At 64.7% G+C, this 18,699-nt stretch carries 17 protein-coding genes; 6 read left to right on the top strand and 11 right to left on the bottom strand.

Annotation, left to right across the window (positions count from 1 at the left end; translation table 11 throughout):
* The 4 genes from PYV55_RS04055 to rpsL form a co-directional block, all read right to left on the bottom strand.
* Positions 1–408, bottom strand: a 408-nt coding sequence (locus PYV55_RS04055; RefSeq protein WP_275849428.1) for a GTP-binding protein, incomplete at its 3' end; no start/stop codon positions are given.
* Between the two features lie 334 nt (positions 409–742).
* The gene (gene fusA, locus PYV55_RS04060; RefSeq protein ID WP_275849429.1) at positions 743–2,845 is read right to left on the bottom strand and encodes an elongation factor G; all 2,103 of its coding nucleotides are present in this window, start codon (positions 2,843–2,845) and stop codon (positions 743–745) included.
* Positions 2,846–3,024: 179 nt separating this feature from the next.
* On the bottom strand, positions 3,025–3,498 hold the full coding sequence (gene rpsG / locus PYV55_RS04065; protein WP_144728622.1) for a 30S ribosomal protein S7: 474 nt from the start codon (positions 3,496–3,498) through the stop codon (positions 3,025–3,027).
* A 178-nt stretch (positions 3,499–3,676) separates the two neighbouring features.
* Complete coding sequence (gene rpsL / locus PYV55_RS04070) at positions 3,677–4,054, bottom strand: 30S ribosomal protein S12 (protein WP_144728620.1); 378 nt, start codon at positions 4,052–4,054, stop codon at positions 3,677–3,679.
* A 348-nt stretch (positions 4,055–4,402) separates the two neighbouring features.
* Between rpsL and PYV55_RS04075 the strand changes: the two genes are divergently transcribed.
* Positions 4,403–5,287, top strand: a complete 885-nt coding sequence (locus tag PYV55_RS04075; protein ID WP_275849430.1) for an HTD2 family dehydratase — start codon at positions 4,403–4,405, stop codon at positions 5,285–5,287.
* A 71-nt stretch (positions 5,288–5,358) separates the two neighbouring features.
* Positions 5,359–6,198, top strand: coding sequence for a pyrroline-5-carboxylate reductase (gene proC, locus PYV55_RS04080; protein ID WP_275849431.1), 840 nt, complete (start codon positions 5,359–5,361; stop codon positions 6,196–6,198).
* A 64-nt stretch (positions 6,199–6,262) separates the two neighbouring features.
* Here the strand turns inward: proC and ubiA are convergent, their stop codons facing one another.
* The 7 genes from ubiA to PYV55_RS04115 all read right to left on the bottom strand — a co-directional run bounded on the left by ubiA (position 6,263) and on the right by PYV55_RS04115 (position 12,773).
* On the bottom strand, positions 6,263–7,153 hold the full coding sequence (gene ubiA / locus PYV55_RS04085; protein WP_275849432.1) for a 4-hydroxybenzoate octaprenyltransferase: 891 nt from the start codon (positions 7,151–7,153) through the stop codon (positions 6,263–6,265).
* Between the two features lie 157 nt (positions 7,154–7,310).
* Positions 7,311–9,062 (bottom strand): CYTH and CHAD domain-containing protein, encoded by a 1,752-nt coding sequence (locus PYV55_RS04090; protein WP_275849433.1) that lies wholly within the window; start codon positions 9,060–9,062, stop codon positions 7,311–7,313.
* A 31-nt stretch (positions 9,063–9,093) separates the two neighbouring features.
* Entirely contained in the window at positions 9,094–9,597 is a 504-nt protein-coding gene (locus PYV55_RS04095; protein ID WP_275849434.1) for a Dps family protein, read from the bottom strand.
* A 124-nt stretch (positions 9,598–9,721) separates the two neighbouring features.
* Positions 9,722–10,615 (bottom strand): PPK2 family polyphosphate kinase, encoded by an 894-nt coding sequence (locus PYV55_RS04100; protein WP_275849435.1) that lies wholly within the window; start codon positions 10,613–10,615, stop codon positions 9,722–9,724.
* A gap of 145 nt (positions 10,616–10,760) precedes the next feature.
* Entirely contained in the window at positions 10,761–12,119 is a 1,359-nt protein-coding gene (locus PYV55_RS04105) for an IS1182 family transposase (RefSeq protein ID WP_275849436.1), read from the bottom strand.
* 95 nt (positions 12,120–12,214) lie between these two features.
* Positions 12,215–12,520, bottom strand: a complete 306-nt coding sequence (locus PYV55_RS04110) for a BrnA antitoxin family protein (RefSeq protein ID WP_275849437.1) — start codon at positions 12,518–12,520, stop codon at positions 12,215–12,217.
* Positions 12,504–12,773 carry a BrnT family toxin gene (locus PYV55_RS04115; protein ID WP_275849438.1) on the bottom strand — a complete coding sequence of 90 codons (270 nt, stop codon included), beginning with the start codon at positions 12,771–12,773 and terminating at the stop codon, positions 12,504–12,506. The genes PYV55_RS04110 and PYV55_RS04115 overlap by 17 nt, the downstream gene beginning before the upstream one ends.
* A 232-nt stretch (positions 12,774–13,005) precedes the next feature.
* Between PYV55_RS04115 and gshA the strand changes: the two genes are divergently transcribed.
* From gshA to gshB, 4 genes are all read left to right on the top strand, one after another.
* On the top strand, positions 13,006–14,301 hold the full coding sequence (gene gshA, locus PYV55_RS04120; RefSeq protein WP_144728992.1) for a glutamate--cysteine ligase: 1,296 nt from the start codon (positions 13,006–13,008) through the stop codon (positions 14,299–14,301).
* A 151-nt stretch (positions 14,302–14,452) separates the two neighbouring features.
* Positions 14,453–16,321 (top strand): potassium transporter Kup, encoded by a 1,869-nt coding sequence (locus tag PYV55_RS04125; protein WP_275849439.1) that lies wholly within the window; start codon positions 14,453–14,455, stop codon positions 16,319–16,321.
* A 179-nt stretch (positions 16,322–16,500) separates the two neighbouring features.
* The gene (locus tag PYV55_RS04130) at positions 16,501–17,688 is read left to right on the top strand and encodes a benzoate/H(+) symporter BenE family transporter (protein ID WP_275849440.1); all 1,188 of its coding nucleotides are present in this window, start codon (positions 16,501–16,503) and stop codon (positions 17,686–17,688) included.
* A gap of 39 nt (positions 17,689–17,727) precedes the next feature.
* Positions 17,728–18,687, top strand: a complete 960-nt coding sequence (gene gshB, locus PYV55_RS04135; RefSeq protein ID WP_275849441.1) for a glutathione synthase — start codon at positions 17,728–17,730, stop codon at positions 18,685–18,687.
* The last annotated feature ends 12 nt before the right edge of the window (positions 18,688–18,699 follow it).

Raw genomic sequence — 18,699 nt, forward strand, 5'->3', positions numbered from 1 at the left:
GTTGAGGAAGACGATGATGTAGGGCACGCCAACCTGGCGGGCCAGCAGGATGTGCTCACGGGTCTGGGGCATGGGGCCGTCTGCGGCCGAGCACACCAGGATCGCACCGTCCATCTGCGCCGCGCCGGTGATCATGTTTTTCACATAGTCGGCGTGGCCGGGGCAGTCCACGTGGGCATAGTGGCGGTTGGCGGTTTCGTATTCGACGTGCGCGGTGTTGATGGTGATGCCGCGTGCCTTTTCTTCGGGCGCTGCGTCGATTTCGTCGTATTTCTTGGCTTCACCGCCAAACTTGGCCGACAGCACTGTGGCGATGGCCGCCGTCAGCGTGGTCTTGCCATGGTCCACGTGACCAATCGTGCCCACGTTGACGTGCGGCTTCGTGCGTTCGAATTTTCCTTTTGCCATTTCTCAAATCTCCAAAGAGCAAACCCCGTGTGTCGGTTTAAGGTCTGCACCCAGTTGCTGGATCGCCCCGCACGGGGACAGGGCGGCACTGGATCGCAGACCGGGGGATTCACCGGAGGCAGGTGCCAGAGCAAATTCGATGGGGGAATTTGGTCTGGGACGCTGTCCTGGTCAGAGGTGCCCGAGCAAAATCGCTGCGCGAATTGGGTCCGGTACACTTTTCTAGCTTGAGGTGCCAGAGCAAATTCGCTGCGCGATTTTGGTCCGGCACACTTTTCTAGTTAGAGGTGCCAGAGCAAAATCGCTGCGCGATTTTGGTCTGGCACGCTAAGGGTTATTTAGCCCTCGCCGCGACGATGGCTTCGGCGACGTTCTTCGGCGCTTCGGCGTAGTGTTTGAATTCCATCGTGTAGGTGGCACGGCCTTGCGACATGGAGCGCAGCGTGGTCGAGTAGCCGAACATTTCCGACAGCGGTACTTCGGCCTTGATGACCTTGCCGCCGCCGGGCATGTCGTCCATGCCCTGCACCATGCCGCGCCGTGAAGACAGGTCGCCCATGACGTTGCCCGCATAGTCTTCGGGCGTCTCGACTTCCACGGCCATCATGGGCTCGAGGATGACGGGGGTGGCGCGCCGGCAGGCTTCCTTGAAACCGAAGATGGCGGCCATCTTGAACGCCTGTTCGGACGAGTCCACGTCGTGGTACGAACCAAAGGTCAGCGCCACCTTGGTGTCAACGACTGGATAGCCGGCCAGCACGCCCGCCTGCAAGGCCTCTTCGACACCCTTTTGCACTGCGGGAATGTATTCGCGCGGCACCACACCGCCCTTGATTTCGTCGAGGAACTCGAAACCCTTGCCGGCCTCGTTGGGCTCCACACGGAACACCACGTGGCCATACTGGCCCTTGCCGCCCGACTGGCGCACGAACTTGCCTTCCACGTCGGAGACGGTCTTGCGAATGGTTTCGCGGTAGGCCACCTGCGGCTTGCCGACGTTTGCCTCGACGCCGAATTCGCGCTTCATGCGGTCGACAAGAATTTCGAGGTGCAACTCGCCCATGCCCGAAATGATGGTCTGGCCAGACTCTTCGTCGGTGCGCACGCGGAACGACGGGTCTTCCGCCGCCAGCCGCTGCAGGGCAATGCCCATTTTTTCCTGGTCGGCCTTGGTTTTCGGTTCGACGGCCTGCGAAATCACAGGTTCGGGGAAGACCATGCGTTCCAGCGTGATGATGGCATCGGGGTCACACAGGGTTTCACCCGTCGTCACTTCCTTCAAGCCCACGCAGGCGGCGATGTCGCCGGCACGGATCTCTTCAATTTCTTGACGATTGTTCGCGTGCATCTGCACGATACGGCCGATGCGCTCCTTTTTGCCCTTGACGGGGTTGTACACGGTGTCGCCCTTGCTGAGCACGCCCGAATACACGCGCACGAAGGTCAACTGCCCGACGAAGGGGTCGGTCATGAGCTTGAACGCCAGTGCGGAGAACTTTTCGTTGTCGTCAGCCTTGCGCGAAGCCGGCTGTTCATCCTCGTCGAGACCGGCCACGGGGGGGATGTCCACCGGCGAGGGCAGGAAGTCGATCACGGCGTCGAGCATGCGCTGCACGCCCTTGTTCTTGAAGGCCGTGCCGCACAGCATGGGCTGGATTTCCGTGGCGATGGTGCGCAGGCGCAGGCCCTTCTTGATCTCGTCCTCGGAAAGGTCACCCTCCTCGAGGTATTTGTTCATCAGCTCTTCGTTCGCTTCGGCGGCGGCCTCGACCATCTTCTCGCGCCATTCCTGGGCACTGTCCGCGAGATCGGCCGGAATGTCCTCGTAGGCAAACTTCATGCCCTGCGAGGCCTCATCCCAAATGATGGCCTTCATCTTGAGCAGATCGACCACGCCCTTGAAGTTGTCCTCGGCACCGATCGGAATCACGATGGGCACGGGGTTGGCCTTCAGGCGCACTTTCATCTGGTCATAGACCTTGAAGAAATTGGCGCCCGTGCGGTCCATCTTGTTGACGAAGGCCAGGCGCGGCACCTTGTACTTGTTGGCCTGGCGCCACACGGTTTCAGACTGGGGCTGCACGCCGCCCACGGCGCAATACACCATGCAGGCGCCGTCGAGCACGCGCATGGAGCGCTCCACCTCGATGGTGAAGTCCACGTGGCCGGGGGTGTCGATGATGTTGAAGCGGTGCTCCGGGTAGGACAGATCCATACCCTTCCAGAAACAGGTGGTGGCAGCGGATGTGATGGTGATGCCGCGCTCCTGCTCCTGCTCCATCCAGTCCATGGTGGCAGCGCCGTCGTGCACCTCACCGATCTTGTGGTTGACGCCGGTGTAGTACAGGATACGCTCGGTGGTGGTGGTTTTGCCAGCGTCGATGTGCGCAGAAATACCGATGTTGCGGTAGCGCTCGATGGGGGTCTTGCGGGCCATGTTGGGGTCCTTGTTGATCGTAATGCGGTGAGGATGGTGACAGTTGTGTCGTGTCAGATGCTCCAGCGGGAGCAGACGCCGAGCGCAGGCAGTTCAAAAATTCTTGCCACCTGAATCGACACAAGGCCGCAGGCAATGGTGCCGGCGGCCCGTGACAGGCGAGCGAACGACGCGCGGACTCAGAAGCGGAAGTGGCTGAATGCCTTGTTGGCCTCGGCCATGCGGTGCACTTCATCGCGCTTCTTCATGGCACCGCCGCGACCTTCGGTCGCCTCGAGCAGTTCGTTGGCCAGTCGCTGGGCCATGGATTTCTCGCCACGCTTGCGCGCGGCCTCCTTGATCCAGCGCATGGACAGGGCCAGGCGGCGCACGGGACGCACTTCCACGGGCACCTGGTAGTTCGCACCGCCCACGCGGCGGGACTTGACCTCGACCATAGGCTTCACGTTGTTGATGGCGGTCGTGAAGATTTCCAGCGGGTCTTTGCCCGGGGTCTTCTTCTCGATCAGGTCCAGGGCACCATAAATGATGCGCTCGGCGACCGCCTTTTTGCCACCTTCCATGATCACGTTCATGAATTTGGACAGCTCGACATTGCCGAATTTGGGATCCGGCAGGATTTCACGTTTGGGGACTTCGCGACGACGTGGCATTTTTTACCTCTTGATTTGCTTCAGCTGGCACCTTTTCAGGTACCGCGAGAGCCATTTTGGGACTCTCACTTACTCGGCCCATGCAAAAACGCTCTGCATTTCGGGCCACTACGCTGCCTCACCGCGCCACGCGGGAAACAGCACCGATGACTTGGAACAATGAAAACCCCGGGCCGGATTATTTGGCCTTGGGCTTCTTGGCACCGTACTTGGAGCGCGACTGCTTGCGGTCTTTCACGCCTTGCAGGTCGAGCGAGCCACGCACGATGTGGTAGCGCACACCCGGCAAGTCCTTGACACGACCGCCGCGCACCAGCACCACCGAGTGCTCTTGCAGGTTGTGGCCTTCGCCGCCGATGTAGGAAATGACCTCGAAGCCGTTCGTCAGGCGCACCTTGGCGACCTTGCGCAAGGCGGAGTTGGGCTTTTTGGGCGTCGTGGTATAGACGCGCGTGCAGACGCCGCGGCGCTGCGGGCAGTTTTGCATCGCGGGGCTCTTGGACTTGGTCTGCTCGACCTCGCGCCCGTGACGCACGAGTTGGTTGATGGTTGGCATGAAATACGTCCCTGAACGTGAAAACGAAAACGTGAAACCCTTCGGAAATTCCGAAAAGCCCGTGAATATAACAGGATGCGTCAGGATGGGCAAGTGCCACGGATGGGCCACGTAGTACCCGGCTGCGGGGTCGCCAACGCGCCCTCCTGGGGGTTGCAGACATTGCGCGGGGCTACCCCGGGGCCACCGGGGCTAACATAGGGCCCGCAGCTCTTCCCCTTGGAGTCTTCATGATGTCTCTGCTTTGTGCCTTCGCGCGCCCCTGGGCCGGCGCATGCTCTTTTCCTACAGCCGTCACGGGGTTGCCATGCGTCCGGCGTGCGCAGCTCGAAAAAATGGGAGGCGCACGTGACTGACGCCGACCGCAGCATCGACGCTCAGTTGCTGGCGCAACTCCAAGCCTGGCAGGGCCGAACCGAGACCTTGCACGACAGCATCGCCGCCGCGCCCATGCGCGGGCTTTCGGCCACGCTCGACCGCGACGACGAAGCCCCGCTGCCGGGCTCCCCGCTGCCGCCGCTGTGGCATTGGCTTTACTTCTTGCCGCAGGTGCGCCAAAGCGGCATCGGCCCCGACGGGCATCCGCGCCGCGGCGGCTTTCTGCCGCCCGTGCCGCTGCCGCGGCGCATGTGGGCGGGGGGGCGCCTGCAATGGGAGGCCGACAACCCGCTCACGCAGGGCGACACGTTGCGGCGTATCTCACGCATCGAGTCGGTCACGCACAAAGCGGGCCGCAGCGGCGACCTAGTGTTCGTGCTCGTGCGGCATGAAATTTTCAACGAGCGTGGCCTGGCGCTGACCGAGGAGCAGGACATCGTGTATCGCCCCGCCGCGCAGCCCGGCGACCCGGCGCCTGCGCCCACGCAAGCAGCGCAGGACGCGCCCTGGCAGCGCGCGCTGGCGCCCGACCCGGTGCTGCTGTTTCGCTACTCGGCGCTGACCTTCAACGGCCACCGCATCCACTACGACCGCCAGTACGCGACCGAAGTCGAGTGCTACCCCGGTCTGGTCGTGCACGGGCCACTGCTCGCGACGCTGCTGCTCGACTTGCTGCGCCGCCACCTGCCGGCCGCGCGCGTGCAGCGCTTCGAGTTCAAGGCGCTGCGCCCCACCTTCGACCTGCACCCGTTTCGCGTGCACGGCGCGCCCGCCGACGGCGGCCGCAGCGCGCGCCTGTGGAGCAGCGACCATGAAGGCTGGCTCACCATGCAGGCGTCGGCGCAAGTGTTCTGAGAACCGGCTCAGATGCTCAGAAATAGCCCCGAGCTTTTCCCTCCACCCCACCACTTTTTGAAGCGACCACCATGCCATTGAGCCCCACCGCCTCCCACGACGCCCCCCTGATCGCCTTCATCGGCGGCGGCAACATGGCCAGCGCCCTGATCGGCGGCCTGCTGCGCCAGGGGCATGCACGCGAGCGCATTCTGGTCGTCGAACCCTGGGCCGAGGCGCGCGCCGCCTTGCTGCGCGTGCATGGTATTGCGGCACTGGCCGAAGCCGGCCCGGCGCTGGCGCAGGCCGACACCGTGGTCTGGGCCGTGAAGCCGCAGACCTTTCGCGACGCCGCCGCGCAGGCCGGCCCGCATACCGCCAAGGCGCTGCACCTGAGCGTGGCTGCGGGCATACGCTCGGACAGCATCGCGCGCTGGCTGGGCAGCGAGCGCATCGTGCGCTGCATGCCCAACACGCCAGCGCTCATCGGCCTGGGCATGAGCGCGCTCTACGCCCGCCCCGCCGTGGGCGCGACCGAACGCACGCGCGTGGAGACCATCATGGCGCCTACGGGCGAATTCCTGTGGGTGGAGGGCGAAGCGCAGCTCGACGCCGTGACCGCGCTCTCGGGCTCGGGGCCGGCGTATGTGTTTTATTTCCTCGAAACCATGGTGCGTGCGGGCACATCGATGGGCCTCTCGACCGCGCAGGCGCACCAGCTCGCCGTGGGCACCTTCGTCGGCGCGGCGCAGCTCGCGCAGCGCTCGGACGAGCCGCCCGCCGTACTGCGCGAGCGCGTCACTTCCAAGGGCGGCACGACCTACGCGGCGCTGCAGTGCCTGGAGCAAAACCACGTGGCCGAGCACTTCATGCGCGCCATGGAGGCCGCACGCGAGCGGGCGCGTGAGCTCGGGGATGAATTCGGGGCCTGAGCTGCTTGATGGGCAAAATCGCCGTTTTGCGCAGGTGCATCCTGCACAAGCAGCTATCAAAACATTAGCCCTTGAGGGCGTAACCAAGCACAATGCCCGCAAACAGCGTGCAGCCCAGCCAGTGGTTTTCGCGGAAGGCCTTGAAGCAGCCTGCGCGGCTGCGCGTGCGGATCAGGCTCCAGTGCCACACGACCTGCGCGAGCGCAAGCCCGAGCGCTACGTAAAACGGAGTGCCTAGCGCATACGGCGCAAGCACCCAGGCCCAAATGGCCAGAAAAATCAGATAGAACGCCGTGATCGCCGCCACGTCGAAGCGCCCGAGCGTGATGGCCGAGGTCTTCATGCCTATGCGCAGATCGTCGTCGCGGTCGACCATGGCGTACTCGGTGTCGTAGGCCAAGACCCAGAACAAGTTGCCGAACCACAGCAGCCAGGCGGTGGCCGGCACCTGCCCTTGCGCGGCGGCAAAGGCCATCACGATGCCGAAGCTGAAAGCCACGCCCAGCACGGCCTGCGGCATCGCGAAAAAGCGCTTGGTGTAGGGGTAAAAAATCGTCACGAGCAGCGCCGGCACCGAGCACAGCACGGCGGCGGTGCTGGTGGTAAGCACGAGCGCAAAGGCCAGCAGCGCCAGCACGGCGGCGACGAGCAGCGCCTCGCGCACCGACACCGCCCCGGTGGTCACAGGCCGCTGCGCCGTGCGCTTGACGTGGCGGTCGAAGGCGCGGTCGGCCACGTCGTTGACGCAGCAGCCGGCGCTGCGCATGAGCACCGTGCCGAGCACGAACACTGCCAGCAGGTGCCAGCCCGGAAAGCCCCCCGCCGCCACCCACAGGCCGCTGAGCGTGGGCCACAGCAGCACGAGCCAGCCCGCAGGCCGGTCCCAGCGGATCAGGTCGAGGTACAGCGCCCAGCGGCTGCGCGGTGCCACGGGCTCAGGGGAAGATGGTTGCATGGGTATCGTCGGCATGGGCATCGATTCGGGAGCGGTTCATGGCGATCTTGGGGTGGCCTCGAGCTCGCATTGCCGCGCCGCCGCAAAAACCCGCTGCAGCGCCGCAAGGGCGCAGGCGCGGCGCAGGCAAGCGCCAGGTGCCGAACCGGGCGTGATGTTACCGCCGCTGCGCGGACTGCTCCGACCGTTGCGCCCCTTGCTGCGCCTCCATGGCGCGCCCCACGGCCACGCCGCGCAGAAATTCGGCGATGCCGCGCTCGAGCGCGCCCTGCTGCGCCAGCCTTTGCGCGAGCACGGCGGCCTGCACGAAGTCGCGCTGCACACCCACACCTTGCTGCAGGCGCGTGGCATCTTGCCACCAGCGTTGCATGCGCGGCGGCAGCAAAGGGCGCAGCACCTCGAGGTTGTAGCGCAGGCGCTTGGCGAGGATGCGCGCACGGTGCAGGTCGGCGACCTGGTCACTGTGCTCGGCCTGGGCACACGCGCGCTGCCAGTTGGCATGGAGCCGCTCGATGCGGCGGCGCAGCCAGCGGCGTGGCGCATTGCTCTGCGCTTGGGACGCGGCGGCGCCCTCCAGCGCCCAGGCCGCGGGCTCGGTCAACGAATGGAGCCAATGCAGCAAGTCAAGCAAGGCCAAACCCGTCTGCGGCTGCTGCAACGCCGCACGCAAGGCGGCACGCGCCCGGTCCGCCGCCTGCGCGAAGGCTTGCTCGGCCACCAGCCAATCCTGGGCGCGCTGCAGATCGGGCGGCAAAGCTGCGCCAGATTCTGCTGGCAGGCCGTCCGGGGCGCCACCCGGCGCGGCAGCCGGCACGTCCTCGACCGCAACCACAACCCCCACTGGCACGCTCGCCGCATCGTCGGCCAGATAGGCTGCGCGCAAGGCCGGCAGCACCTGCGTAGCGGCCACGTCCAGGTCGCGCAACGCGCCGAGGCGCTCGAACATGGGGGCGAGCTGCGCACGCCCCGGCGAATCGGGCTGCGCAAGCGCCGGGCGCAACAGCCGCTGGGCGCTGCGCAGGCGCCGCCAGCCCACGCGCACCTGGTGCACCAACTCGGGGTCGTCGGCCTGGCACAGTGCGTACAGGTTGGCGCTGAACTGGCCCCACATCTCTGACAGCATGGCGAATGCCAGCACGGGCAGCGGCTGCCGTGGCGTCAACGCGGGCGGACGCGCGCGCCGCGGCGCGTGGAGCTTGCCCCGCGCCAGCGCGAAGCCGCGCTCGGCCTTGCTTGCAGCGAGCGGCAGCACCGCCACGTGCGCCGCGATCTGCCGCGCCAGATCGAACAGGTCGGAGGGCGCGCCGGTCAGCAGTTCGAGTTCGATTTCGGCGATCGGCGCCGTGCGCTCGCCGGCTTCGATCTGCCCTATGTCCAGCGCCACTTCGATGGTGGCGCCGCCGCGCCGGCGCAGCGTCCAGGTGGTGCGCTCGCAGGTGGTGCAAAAGCAGGGCTGCAGCACCGCGGCGATGTTGCCGTCCGGGTCCAGCGGCTGCCACGCGGGCAAGGCCTGCAGCGCCGCAACATCCAGGTCCGGGCCGGGTACGGCGCACTCCCACTCGCCGCGCTGGCTCAGCGCCGACTCGCCGCCGTCGGTCTTGAGCGCCTGCAGCCATTGCCCACGCTCGGGCGCAGCAGCGTCGGTGGCAGCGCGGGTGGCGGCATCGGCGGCCTCTGCACTGGCTTCCACGTTGGCCACGTGGCGCAGGCGCAGGGCAGCGCGTTGGGCGCACAAACGCAGGTCGGGCGTGTCGTAATAGACGCTCAGCAGCTGGCGCCGCTGCGCCTTGTGCCGCGCCAGGGCCGGCACGCGCGCGAGTTCGCGTGCCCATTGCGTCGCGTCGCCGCCGGGCAGGGCGAGCTTGAGCTCGACTTCCTGCCCTGTCGCCGCGTGTGGTTCGGTGGCCATGCGAGGCTGCCGGGCTTGTGCCGAAGCGCTCTTATTCTTCGAGCAAAGAGCGCAGCATCCACGCCGTCTGCTCGTGCACCGTGAGGCGCTGCGTGAGCAGGTCGGCCGTGGGTTCGTCGCCGGCTTTGTCGGCAATCGGGAACAGGCTGCGTGCAGTGCGCGCCACGGCCTCATGGCCCTCGACGAGGATGCGCACCATCTCAAGCGCCTTGGGCGGCTTGGCCGGCGCGTCGGGCACGCTCGCGAGGCGGCCAAAATCGGCATAGGAGCCGGGCGCCACATGACCCAGCGAGCGGATGCGCTCGGCGATCGGATCGACGGCGTTCCACAGTTCGGTGTATTGCTGCATGAACATGGTGTGCAGCGTATTGAACATGGGGCCCGTGACGTTCCAGTGGAAGTTGTGCGTGGTCAGGTACAAGGTGTAGGTGTCGGCGAGCAGGCGCGACAGCCCTTCTGCAATGGCGGCGCGGTCTTTGTCGCTGATGCCGATCTGGATGGAGGGTGCCTGGGTTTTGCTGGTGGCTTTGGCCATGGTTTTCTCCTCAAGGTTGAAACTATCCGAAGAACGGGCACTGGATTTCGCGCTTGCAAAAGCTTAGCGCAAGTTGCTTGCCCGTAGATACTTCTGGGGGTATGCGGGCCGTGCCAAAGACGGGTCATTTCACCTTGAAATGCGCGAGCGCCGGGTCGTCGGGCGGGTACTGCAGGTCGAGGTTGCGCAGCACCTCGCGCAGCACGGTAGCGACCATGAGGTTGCGGTGCGTCTTGGAGTCGGCCGGCACGATGGTCCAGGGCGCCCAGGGCGTGTGCGTGGCGGCGAGCAATTGCGCGTAGGCTTGCTGGTAATCGGCCCAGTGCTTGCGCGCGTTCACGTCGTCCATCTTGAACTTCCAGCGCTTGGTCGGGTCGTCGATGCGCTCCTGCAGGCGCCGGCGCTGCTCCTCGGCGCTGATGTGCAGCATGAACTTGAGCACCACGGTGCCGGTTTCGCTCAGCATGCGCTCGAAGTCGTTGATGTGCAAAAGCCGCTGGCGGTGCTGCTCGGCGTCGATGGCGCCGCTGACCACGGGCACCAGCACGTCTTCATAGTGGCTGCGGTTGAACACCGTGAACTCGCCGGCCCCCGGCACGCGCTGGTGGATGCGCCAGAGGTAGTCATGCTGGCACTCGGCGCCCGTGGGCGCCTGCCAGCCGACGGCGTGCACGCCCAGCGCGCTCATGCGGCCGAACACGGTGCGTATGGTGCCGTCCTTGCCCGCCGCATCGGTGCCCTGCAGCACCACAAGCAGCTTGAAGCGCCGGTCGGCATAGAAAAGGTCCTGCAGCACGTCGAGCTCCACGGCCAAGGACTCGACCACGGCCTTGTCCTGCGCTTTTTCGCCCAGCGAAAACGGCTCGGCCGCGGGGTCGAACGCCTCCAGTTCCACCTGCGGCAACGCCTTGCCGGCTTTGCCGTTCTTGCCATTGATCAAAGGCGACCACTGCGGCGGCTGCCATTGCGCCCAGAGGCGGGAAAGCTCTTTGTTGTTGCTGTCGAAAGGATGGGCCATGCGGTACTTTCGTGCGGTGATACTACTTTTAAGCTAGCTTCTAGCAGCCTGTCGGACTTGAGCCGACGAACGGGGCGAATTCGAGCTGAAATTGGCTGAAATTGCTGTTTTTGAGCGAAAAACGCACTTTTCCCCCTGTTTTCCCCTACGCAAGACGCAATACGGCCAGGCGCTTCAAATTCCACGCCAGGCAAACCAGCGTCCACTCACCCGCGACTTGCTCCAAACCGCGCAGTGAGAACTGGCGAAAGCCCAGCACCGACTTGATGATGCCAAACACCGGCTCAACGGTTTGCTTGCGCAGCGCGTACAGCGCCCGACCTGCTTTTGTCTTGAGCTTGTGCGCCATCACCTGCGCGGGCGTTGCGTCCTCGGGCAGGGCTGCGGGCTCGGTAAAACGCGCCAGCGGCGTTGGGTGGTGTTCGTCCCGTTTGACGGCAATGAAGGGGTCGATGTTTTTCGCTTGGCAGGCTTGCACGTTCTTGGCGCTGTAGTAGCCCGTATCGGCCAGCAGTTGCTTGGCCTGACCGAGCACTGGCGCCAGCGCTGCGATGCGCTCGAGCATGGGCTGTACTTGCTCTTTGTCGTTGCAGGCCTGCGTGACGCTGGGTGCGACGATGAGCATGCTGGCGGCATCGACGCCAGCCTGGGCGTTGTAGGCTTGCTCGAATCCGCCGCCGGCCACCGGCATGATGCGCGATTGCTCATCGGTGAGGTTGATCTGGTCTTGGGCCTGGGGCTCAGCACGGGGTGCCTTGGGCAGTTTGCCCCGGGGTTTCTTGCCGGTTTCCTTGGCCTTTTGTTCACGCTGCGCCAGCTTGGCTTGGTATTCGGTCTGTTCTTTGTCCAAGCGCTTCTTGGCGCGCTCTTGGATCTTGGCTTTTGCCGCTTCCATGGCCTCGCGCCGATCCTGGCGTCGGGCGATTTCCTCTGGCAGGCCCATGCCATCGGGGAGCGCAGATTGATCGGCTTGCTCGGCCATTTGCAGCAGCGAGTCGACTTCTGCCCTGAGTTGGATTTCCAGCTGTTCAATGTGCCCCAGGGATAGGGCGCTGTGGCGCGAGGCGTTGGCTTTGATCTTGGTGCCGTCCAGGCTGATCGTGCCCAGATTGAGCAGTTTCATCTCTTGCGCCAGCTCCAGCACTTGCACGAAGAGGCCCGCCAACTCGCCAAGAAAGCGCCGGCGAAAGTTCGCCAGGGTGTCGTGGTCTGGGTGGGCGCCAGCCGCAATGAAACGAAACGCCACCGAGTCATAGGTGGCTCGCTCAATCTTGCGGCTCGAAAACACGCCGGTGGCATAACCATAGACCAGCAGGGACAGCAGCATGCAGGGGTGATAGGCTGCACTGCCTCGCCCGGCATAAGCCTTTTCCAGCGCGCTCACATCCAGGCGGTCGACCACTTCGACGATGAATCTGGCCAGGTGGTCTTGCGGGAGCCATTCATCCAGCGAGGGTGGCAGCAGGTACCCAGTCTGGCGGTCAACACTTTGGAAGCGGCTCATCTGTCGGTAGGGTTGGGTGACAATGCCCAGATTATCCCAGCTGGGCTGCTTAAGTCCGACAGGCTGCTAGCCCCCGATATGGGTTCACTTCGGCGTCAGGCCTTGCCTGTGTCAGGGTGAGTTTTCAGCCAATCACGCAGTGCACGGTTGATGCGAGTTTGCCAGCCAGCACCCCCTTCTTTGAACGCTCCAAGTACGTCAGCGTCCAGTCGGATGTTCACATGCTCTTTGGGTTTGGCGGAAGAGGGGCGCCCGCGCTTGGGTTTGAGCATCTCCTTTGCCACAGTGACACCCATGATCTCGGCCAGCACATCCGCAGCAGGCCGAGCCTGAGCGAACCATTCTTCCGTGGCTTCTGGTGCGTCAGCATCAATTCGTTCTGGGTTAGGTTTGCGCGGCATAACGTGTCCTTTCGCGTTGGTTGGCTCTGCGCAGGCTGATTACGTGAACCGCCCCGTCTCGCGGCGTGAACACCAACATGCACAAGTGCTCGCCTATGAAGCCCAGCGCCTGGTAGCGCCGCTCTGGATACGCCTGTCTTGTATCCTCAACAATCAGTGCACTGCTCCAGTCAAAGTCAGCGGCAAGCCCAAAAGGCATGCCGCGCTCCCGCTCGTTACGCTCACTCTTGGTTGGGTCATAGGTCAGGGGCATTGATTTTATTGTATCCACAATAAATGATGCCGTTCCTACGCCAACCCATCAGCCTTCGCGGTGCGGTCCAGACGTGGGCTGAGGAACCAGGGCGTTTGGCCTCCTCGCCGGTCCCTATGGTGCGCTGAATACCATGAATCCCCAAGCGGGTCACCTTGTGGACTCGTACCCTGGGCCAGAGCGCAGGCGCGACCCCTACAATGCCCGGCGTCCCGACTGACGAAGAGCATCCATGGTCCCGCACCTCATCACGGCCCTCACGGGGCCTATCAACGAACTCGAGCAACGCATGCTCGACGCCATGCCGGCCATAGAGCGCTGGTTTCGCCTCGAGTGGATGGAGCACACGCCGCCGTTTTACACCTCGGCCCATTTGCGCAACGCTGGCTTCAAGCTCGCGCCCGTGAACACCAACCTGTTTCCGCGCGGGTGGAATTTTCTCTCGGAAGACATGCTGCCGCTGGCCGTGCAGGCAGCGATCGCCGCCATCGAAAAGATCTGCCCCGAGGCGCGCAATCTGCTCATCATTCCCGAAAACCACACGCGCAACCTGTCTTACCTTGCCAACCTGGTGCAGTTGCAGCGCATCTTCCAGCGCGCGGGGCTGAACGTGCGCGTGGGCTCTATCGACCCCGGCGTCAAAAAGGCCACGCGCATCGAGCTGCCCAATGGCGACACCGTGGTGCTCGAGCCCGTGATGCGCACGGGTGGGCGGCTCGGGCTCAAGCACTTCGACCCCTGCACCATCTTGCTCAACAACGAGCTGGCCACGGGTACGCCCGGCATCCTCGAAGACCTGTACGGGCAATACCTGCTGCCGCCGCTGCATGCAGGCGCGACGGTGCGGTGCAAGAGCAAGCATTTCAGGTGCTACGAGGAAGTGGGCAAACGCTTTGGCAAGATGTTGGGCATAGACCCCTGGCTGATCCACCCAATTTCCGCGCCCTGCGAAGACGTGGACTTTGTCCAGGGGGCGGGGATGGAGCGCCTGCAGACCGAAGTCGATGCGCTACTCACCAAGGTGCGGCGCAAATACAAGGAATACGGCATCCACGAAAAGCCTTTCGTGATCCTCAAGGCCGATCAGGGCGCCTACAGCATGGGAGCGATGCCCGTGCACGACGCCAAGGAGCTCGAAGCGCTGAACCGCAAGGCGCGCAGCAAGATGGCCGTCACCAAGGACGGCATGCCCGTGCAGGCCGTGCTGATCCAGGAGGGCGTGCCCACGCAGGAGCGCGTGCACGAGTCCGCGGCCGAGCCCGTGGTCTACACGATGGACCGCTACGTGATCGGCGGCGTTTACCGCGTGCACCCCGAGCGCGGCACGAACGAAAACCTCAACGCGCCGGGCGCGAGCTTCGTGCCGCTGGCGTTCACGCACGGCACGCAGATGCCCCAGCCCGGCGTGCGCCCGGGCACCAGCGCGCCGAATCGCTTTTACATGTACGGCGTGGTCGCGCGCCTGGCCATGCTCGCGGCGAGCTACGAGCTCGAAGCCACCGACCCGAACGCCGAGGTGTACGACTGAAGGCCCAGGAGGACGCCGCATGGCCTGCCGGGGAAAGTTGCCGCAGTGCAACAGGGCCGCTCAGACCATGCCGCACGCCGGGGCTGAGGGCACAATCAGTGTCTTCGATGTAACGAAACCCTGCTGAGCCTGCGGCCGCGGGGATTTATCTGTGCAAAGCTCGAAATCTTCCCTCACGGCGCTTACCTTGGGTGCCCTCGGCGTCGTTTATGGCGACATTGGCACGAGCGTGCTCTATGCCTTCAAGGAGGTGTTCGTCAGCGGTCATGTGCCGCTCACGCACGACAACATCCTGGGCGTGCTTTCCATGTTCTTCTGGGCGCTGACATTGATCGTCTCGCTCAAATATGTGGCGCTCATCATGCGCGCGGACAACCATGGCGAAGGCGGACTCATGGCCTTGCTCGCGCTGGCTTCGCTGTCCATCCACGACAACCCGCGTCTGCGCAGCGTCCTGCTCGTGGTCGGCGTTTTCGGTGTGGCGCTGTTTTTTGGCGACGGCGTGATCACGCCCGCGATTTCCGTGCTCTCTGCCGTCGAGGGGCTCGAGGTGGTGACGCCGGCGGCCAAGCGCGTGGTCGTCCCCTTGTCGCTCGTGGTGCTGTTCCTGCTGTTCGTGTTCCAGCGGCGCGGCACCGGGGACATCGGCAAATTCTTTGGCCCGGTGATGGTGTTGTGGTTTCTCGGCATTGGTGTGCTGGGCGCGGTGCAGGTGGCCGGCAATCCTTCTGTCTTGGCGGCCGTGTTCCCCTGGCATGCCTTGCGCTTTGCCATGGCGCACCCGGGGCTGGCCTTCATCACGCTGGGGGCGGTCTTTCTGTGTCTGACCGGTGCCGAAGCCTTGTACGCCGACATGGGGCATTTCGGCAAGGAGCCTATCCGCATCGCCTGGTTCGGGCTGGTCATGCCCTGCCTGGTGTTGAACTATTTTGGCCAGGGTGCGCTGGTACTGGCAGAGCCCGAGACCGTCGCCAATCCGTTTTTCATGCTGGCGCCCGACTGGGCCCAGCTGCCTTTGGTGGCGCTGGCCACGGCTGCCACGGTGATCGCCTCCCAGGCTTTGATATCGGGGGCGTTTTCCGCGACCAAGCAGACCATTCAGCTCGGTTTTCTGCCGCGTCTGTCCATTTTGCACACCTCCATTCACGACACGGGGCAAATCTACATCCCGGCGGTCAACTGGGCCTTGCTTGCGGGCGTAGTCATGGCGGTGACATTTTTTGGCTCGTCCACGGCGCTGGCGGCGGCGTATGGTATTTCTGTCAGCCTGGTGATGGTGATCACGACCCTCATGACTTTTTTCGTGCTTCGCTACGGCTGGGGCTATCCCCTGCTGCTGTGCATTGCGGCGACGGGTTTTTTCCTGGTCATGGACCTGCTGTTTTTTGCTTCGAATTCGCTCAAGATCGTGCAGGGGGGGTGGTTCCCGCTGGCCATGGCGGCCGTGCTGTACGTGATCATGTCCACCTGGAAAGAAGGGCGGGCCTTGCTCAACGCCAGTTTGCGCCAGGATGCGCTCAAACTGCAGGACTTTCTCGATTCGGTGTTCCTGAGCCCGCCGACGCGGGTCGATGGTACGGCTGTGTTCCTCACGGCAGAGCCCGGCATCGTGCCCAACGCGCTTTTGCACAATCTCAAACACAACAAGGTACTGCACCGGCAGAACCTGTTCGTCACCGTGCGCAACCACGAGGTGCCATGGATAGGCCTGGACAAGCGCCTGGAAGTCGAGCCGCTGGGCCACGACTGCTGGCAGGTGATCGTGCACTACGGATTCAAGAATGACCCGGACCTGCCCAGCGCGCTCGCACAGCTGCGCGGGCACGGCTGCGATGTCGACCCCATGAACACCAGTTACTTCCTTTCGCGTGACATCATCATTCCCACCATGGGTGCTGGCATGGCTTCCTGGCGCGAAAAACTCTTTGCCCAGATGCACCACAACGCCAGTGGTGCGGCCGATTTTCTGCACCTGCCGAACAACGCCGTCGTCGAACTCGGCTCCAAGATCGAGATTTGATTCCAAGTCTTTTAGGCTTTTTGCTCAGAACTATCAAGCGTAAGATGCTACAAATAACGTAGCTTTCGCGGGCGCTGAGCGGCGCTCTAAACGTGCTGGGCAAGCGCTCGGCACGTGCTGCGGTGCGCCCGGATGCCCCTGCCATGCACGCCCGCGGCGCCAATGCCAGAATCGCGGCCATGCAGTTTTTCAAAGACCTCAGCCTCTCGGCCGTGACCGCTGGCTTCGTGGCCATGCTCGTGGGGTTCACGAGTTCGGTGGCCATCATCTTCCAGGCCGCGCAGGCGCTGCACGCCACGCCGGCGCAAATCACCTCGTGGGTCTGGGCGCTGGGTCTGGGCGCGGGGCTGTGCACCTTGCTGCCCTCGCTGCTCGTGCGCATGCCGGTGATGGTGGCCTGGTCCACGCCGGGGCTCGCCGTGATCGCCACGGCAGGCCTCGAGGGCGGCTTCGACATGGCGCACGCCGTGGGCGCGTTTCTGGTCTGCGCCGCGCTCATGACGCTCGCGGGCGCGACCGGCTGGTTCGAGCGCGTGATGAACCGCATTCCCATGGAAATCGCCTCGGCGCTGCTCGCAGGCGTGCTTGCGCGCTTCGGCCTGCAGGCCTTCACCGCGGCACAGACGGCGCTGCCGCTGGTGCTCTTGATGCTCGGCGGCTACCTGCTCGCGCGCCGCTTCGTGCCGCGCTACGCGGTGGTCGTGACGCTGGCGGTGGGCGTTGCCTGGGTGCTGCTGCGCGGCGAGCTGGCCTGGGCCAGCGTGCACCTGGAGCTCGCGCGCCCGGTGTTCACCGCGCCCGTGTTCAGCCTTGCGGCCGCCATCAGCCTCGCGGTGCCGCTGTTCATCGTCACCATGGCTTCGCAGAACCTGCCCGGCGTGGCTGTGATCCGTGCGACGGGCTACAAAATCCAGGTCTCGCGCCTCATCACGCTCACGGGCCTTGCCACCGTGGTGCTCGCGCCGTTCGGCGCGCACGCGCTCAACCTGAGCGCCATCACCGCCGCGATCTGCATGGGCCCCGAGGCGCATGAAGACCGCGCCAAGCGCTACACCGCCGCCGTCGCGTGCGGCTTGTTTTACGTCCTCGTCGGCCTGTTCGGTGCCATCATCACGAGCCTGCTCATGGCCTTCCCGAAAGAGCTGGTCGCGGCGATTGCGGGCCTGGCGCTGCTGGGCACCATTGGCAATGGCCTGGTCGTGGCGCTGCGCGAAGAGGCGCACCGCGAGGCCGCACTCATCACTTTCCTCGTCACCTTGAGCGGCGTGGCCCTGGCCGGCGTGGGCTCGGCCTTCTGGGGCGTGACCGCGGGCAGCCTCGCGCTGCTCGTGCAAGGCTTGCGAAGCGGCCGTGCGGCACGCGGCTGACCTTCTGACCTTCGATTCATTCCCTTTTTCCTTCTCACCATGCAACTGCTGTTCATCGCCGACCCGCTTGAAACCTTCAAGATCACCAAAGACACCACGTTCGCGATGATGCGCGAGGCGCAGCGCCGCGGCCACACGCTGGCCGTGTGCGAGCCCAGCCATCTTGCGTGGCGCAGCGGCGGGCGCGTGCACGCGCAGGTGCGCGACGTCGAGCTCACAGGCCGCACCGACGACTGGTACACGGCCGGGCCGCTGCGCCAGGCCGCGCTGGCCGACTTCGACGCCGTGCTCATGCGCAAGGACCCGCCTTTCGACAGCGAATACTTCTACGCCACGCACCTGCTCGAACAGGCCGAGCGCGAAGGCGCGCGCGTCTTCAACAAGCCCCGCGCGCTGCGCGACCACCCCGAAAAGCTCGCGATCATGGAGTTTGCGCAGTTCAGCGCGCCCACGCTGGTCACGCGCGACGCGCAGGCAATCCGCGCCTTCCACGCCGAGCACCAGGACATCATCCTCAAGCCGCTCGACGGCATGGGCGGAATGGGCATTTTCCGCGTCGGCCCCGACGGCCTGAACCTGGGCAGCATCACCGAAACGCTGAACCGCCACGGCGCGCAGACCGTGATGGTGCAAAAGTTTCTGCCCGAAATCGTGCAGGGCGACAAGCGCGTGCTGCTCATCGGCGGCGAGCCCGTGCCCTATTGCCTTGCGCGCATCCCGCAGGGCAGCGAGGTGCGCGGCAACCTCGCGGCGGGCGGCAAGGGCGTGGCCCAGCCGCTGTCCGAGCGCGATTGGGACATCGCGCGCACGCTCGCCCCCATCCTCCATGCCCGCGGCCTGCTGCTGGTGGGCGTGGACGTGATCGGTGACTGCATTACCGAGATCAACGTCACCAGTCCGACCTGCTTCCAGGAAATCCACGCCCAGACCGGCTACGACGTGGCGCGGCGCTTCATCGACGCGCTCGAGGAAGCGGTAGTTGCATCCCCGGATCGATAGACCTCGGAGCCA

The organism is Extensimonas soli (assembly GCF_029211265.1).
GTDB lineage: Bacteria > Pseudomonadota > Gammaproteobacteria > Burkholderiales > Burkholderiaceae_C > Extensimonas > Extensimonas soli.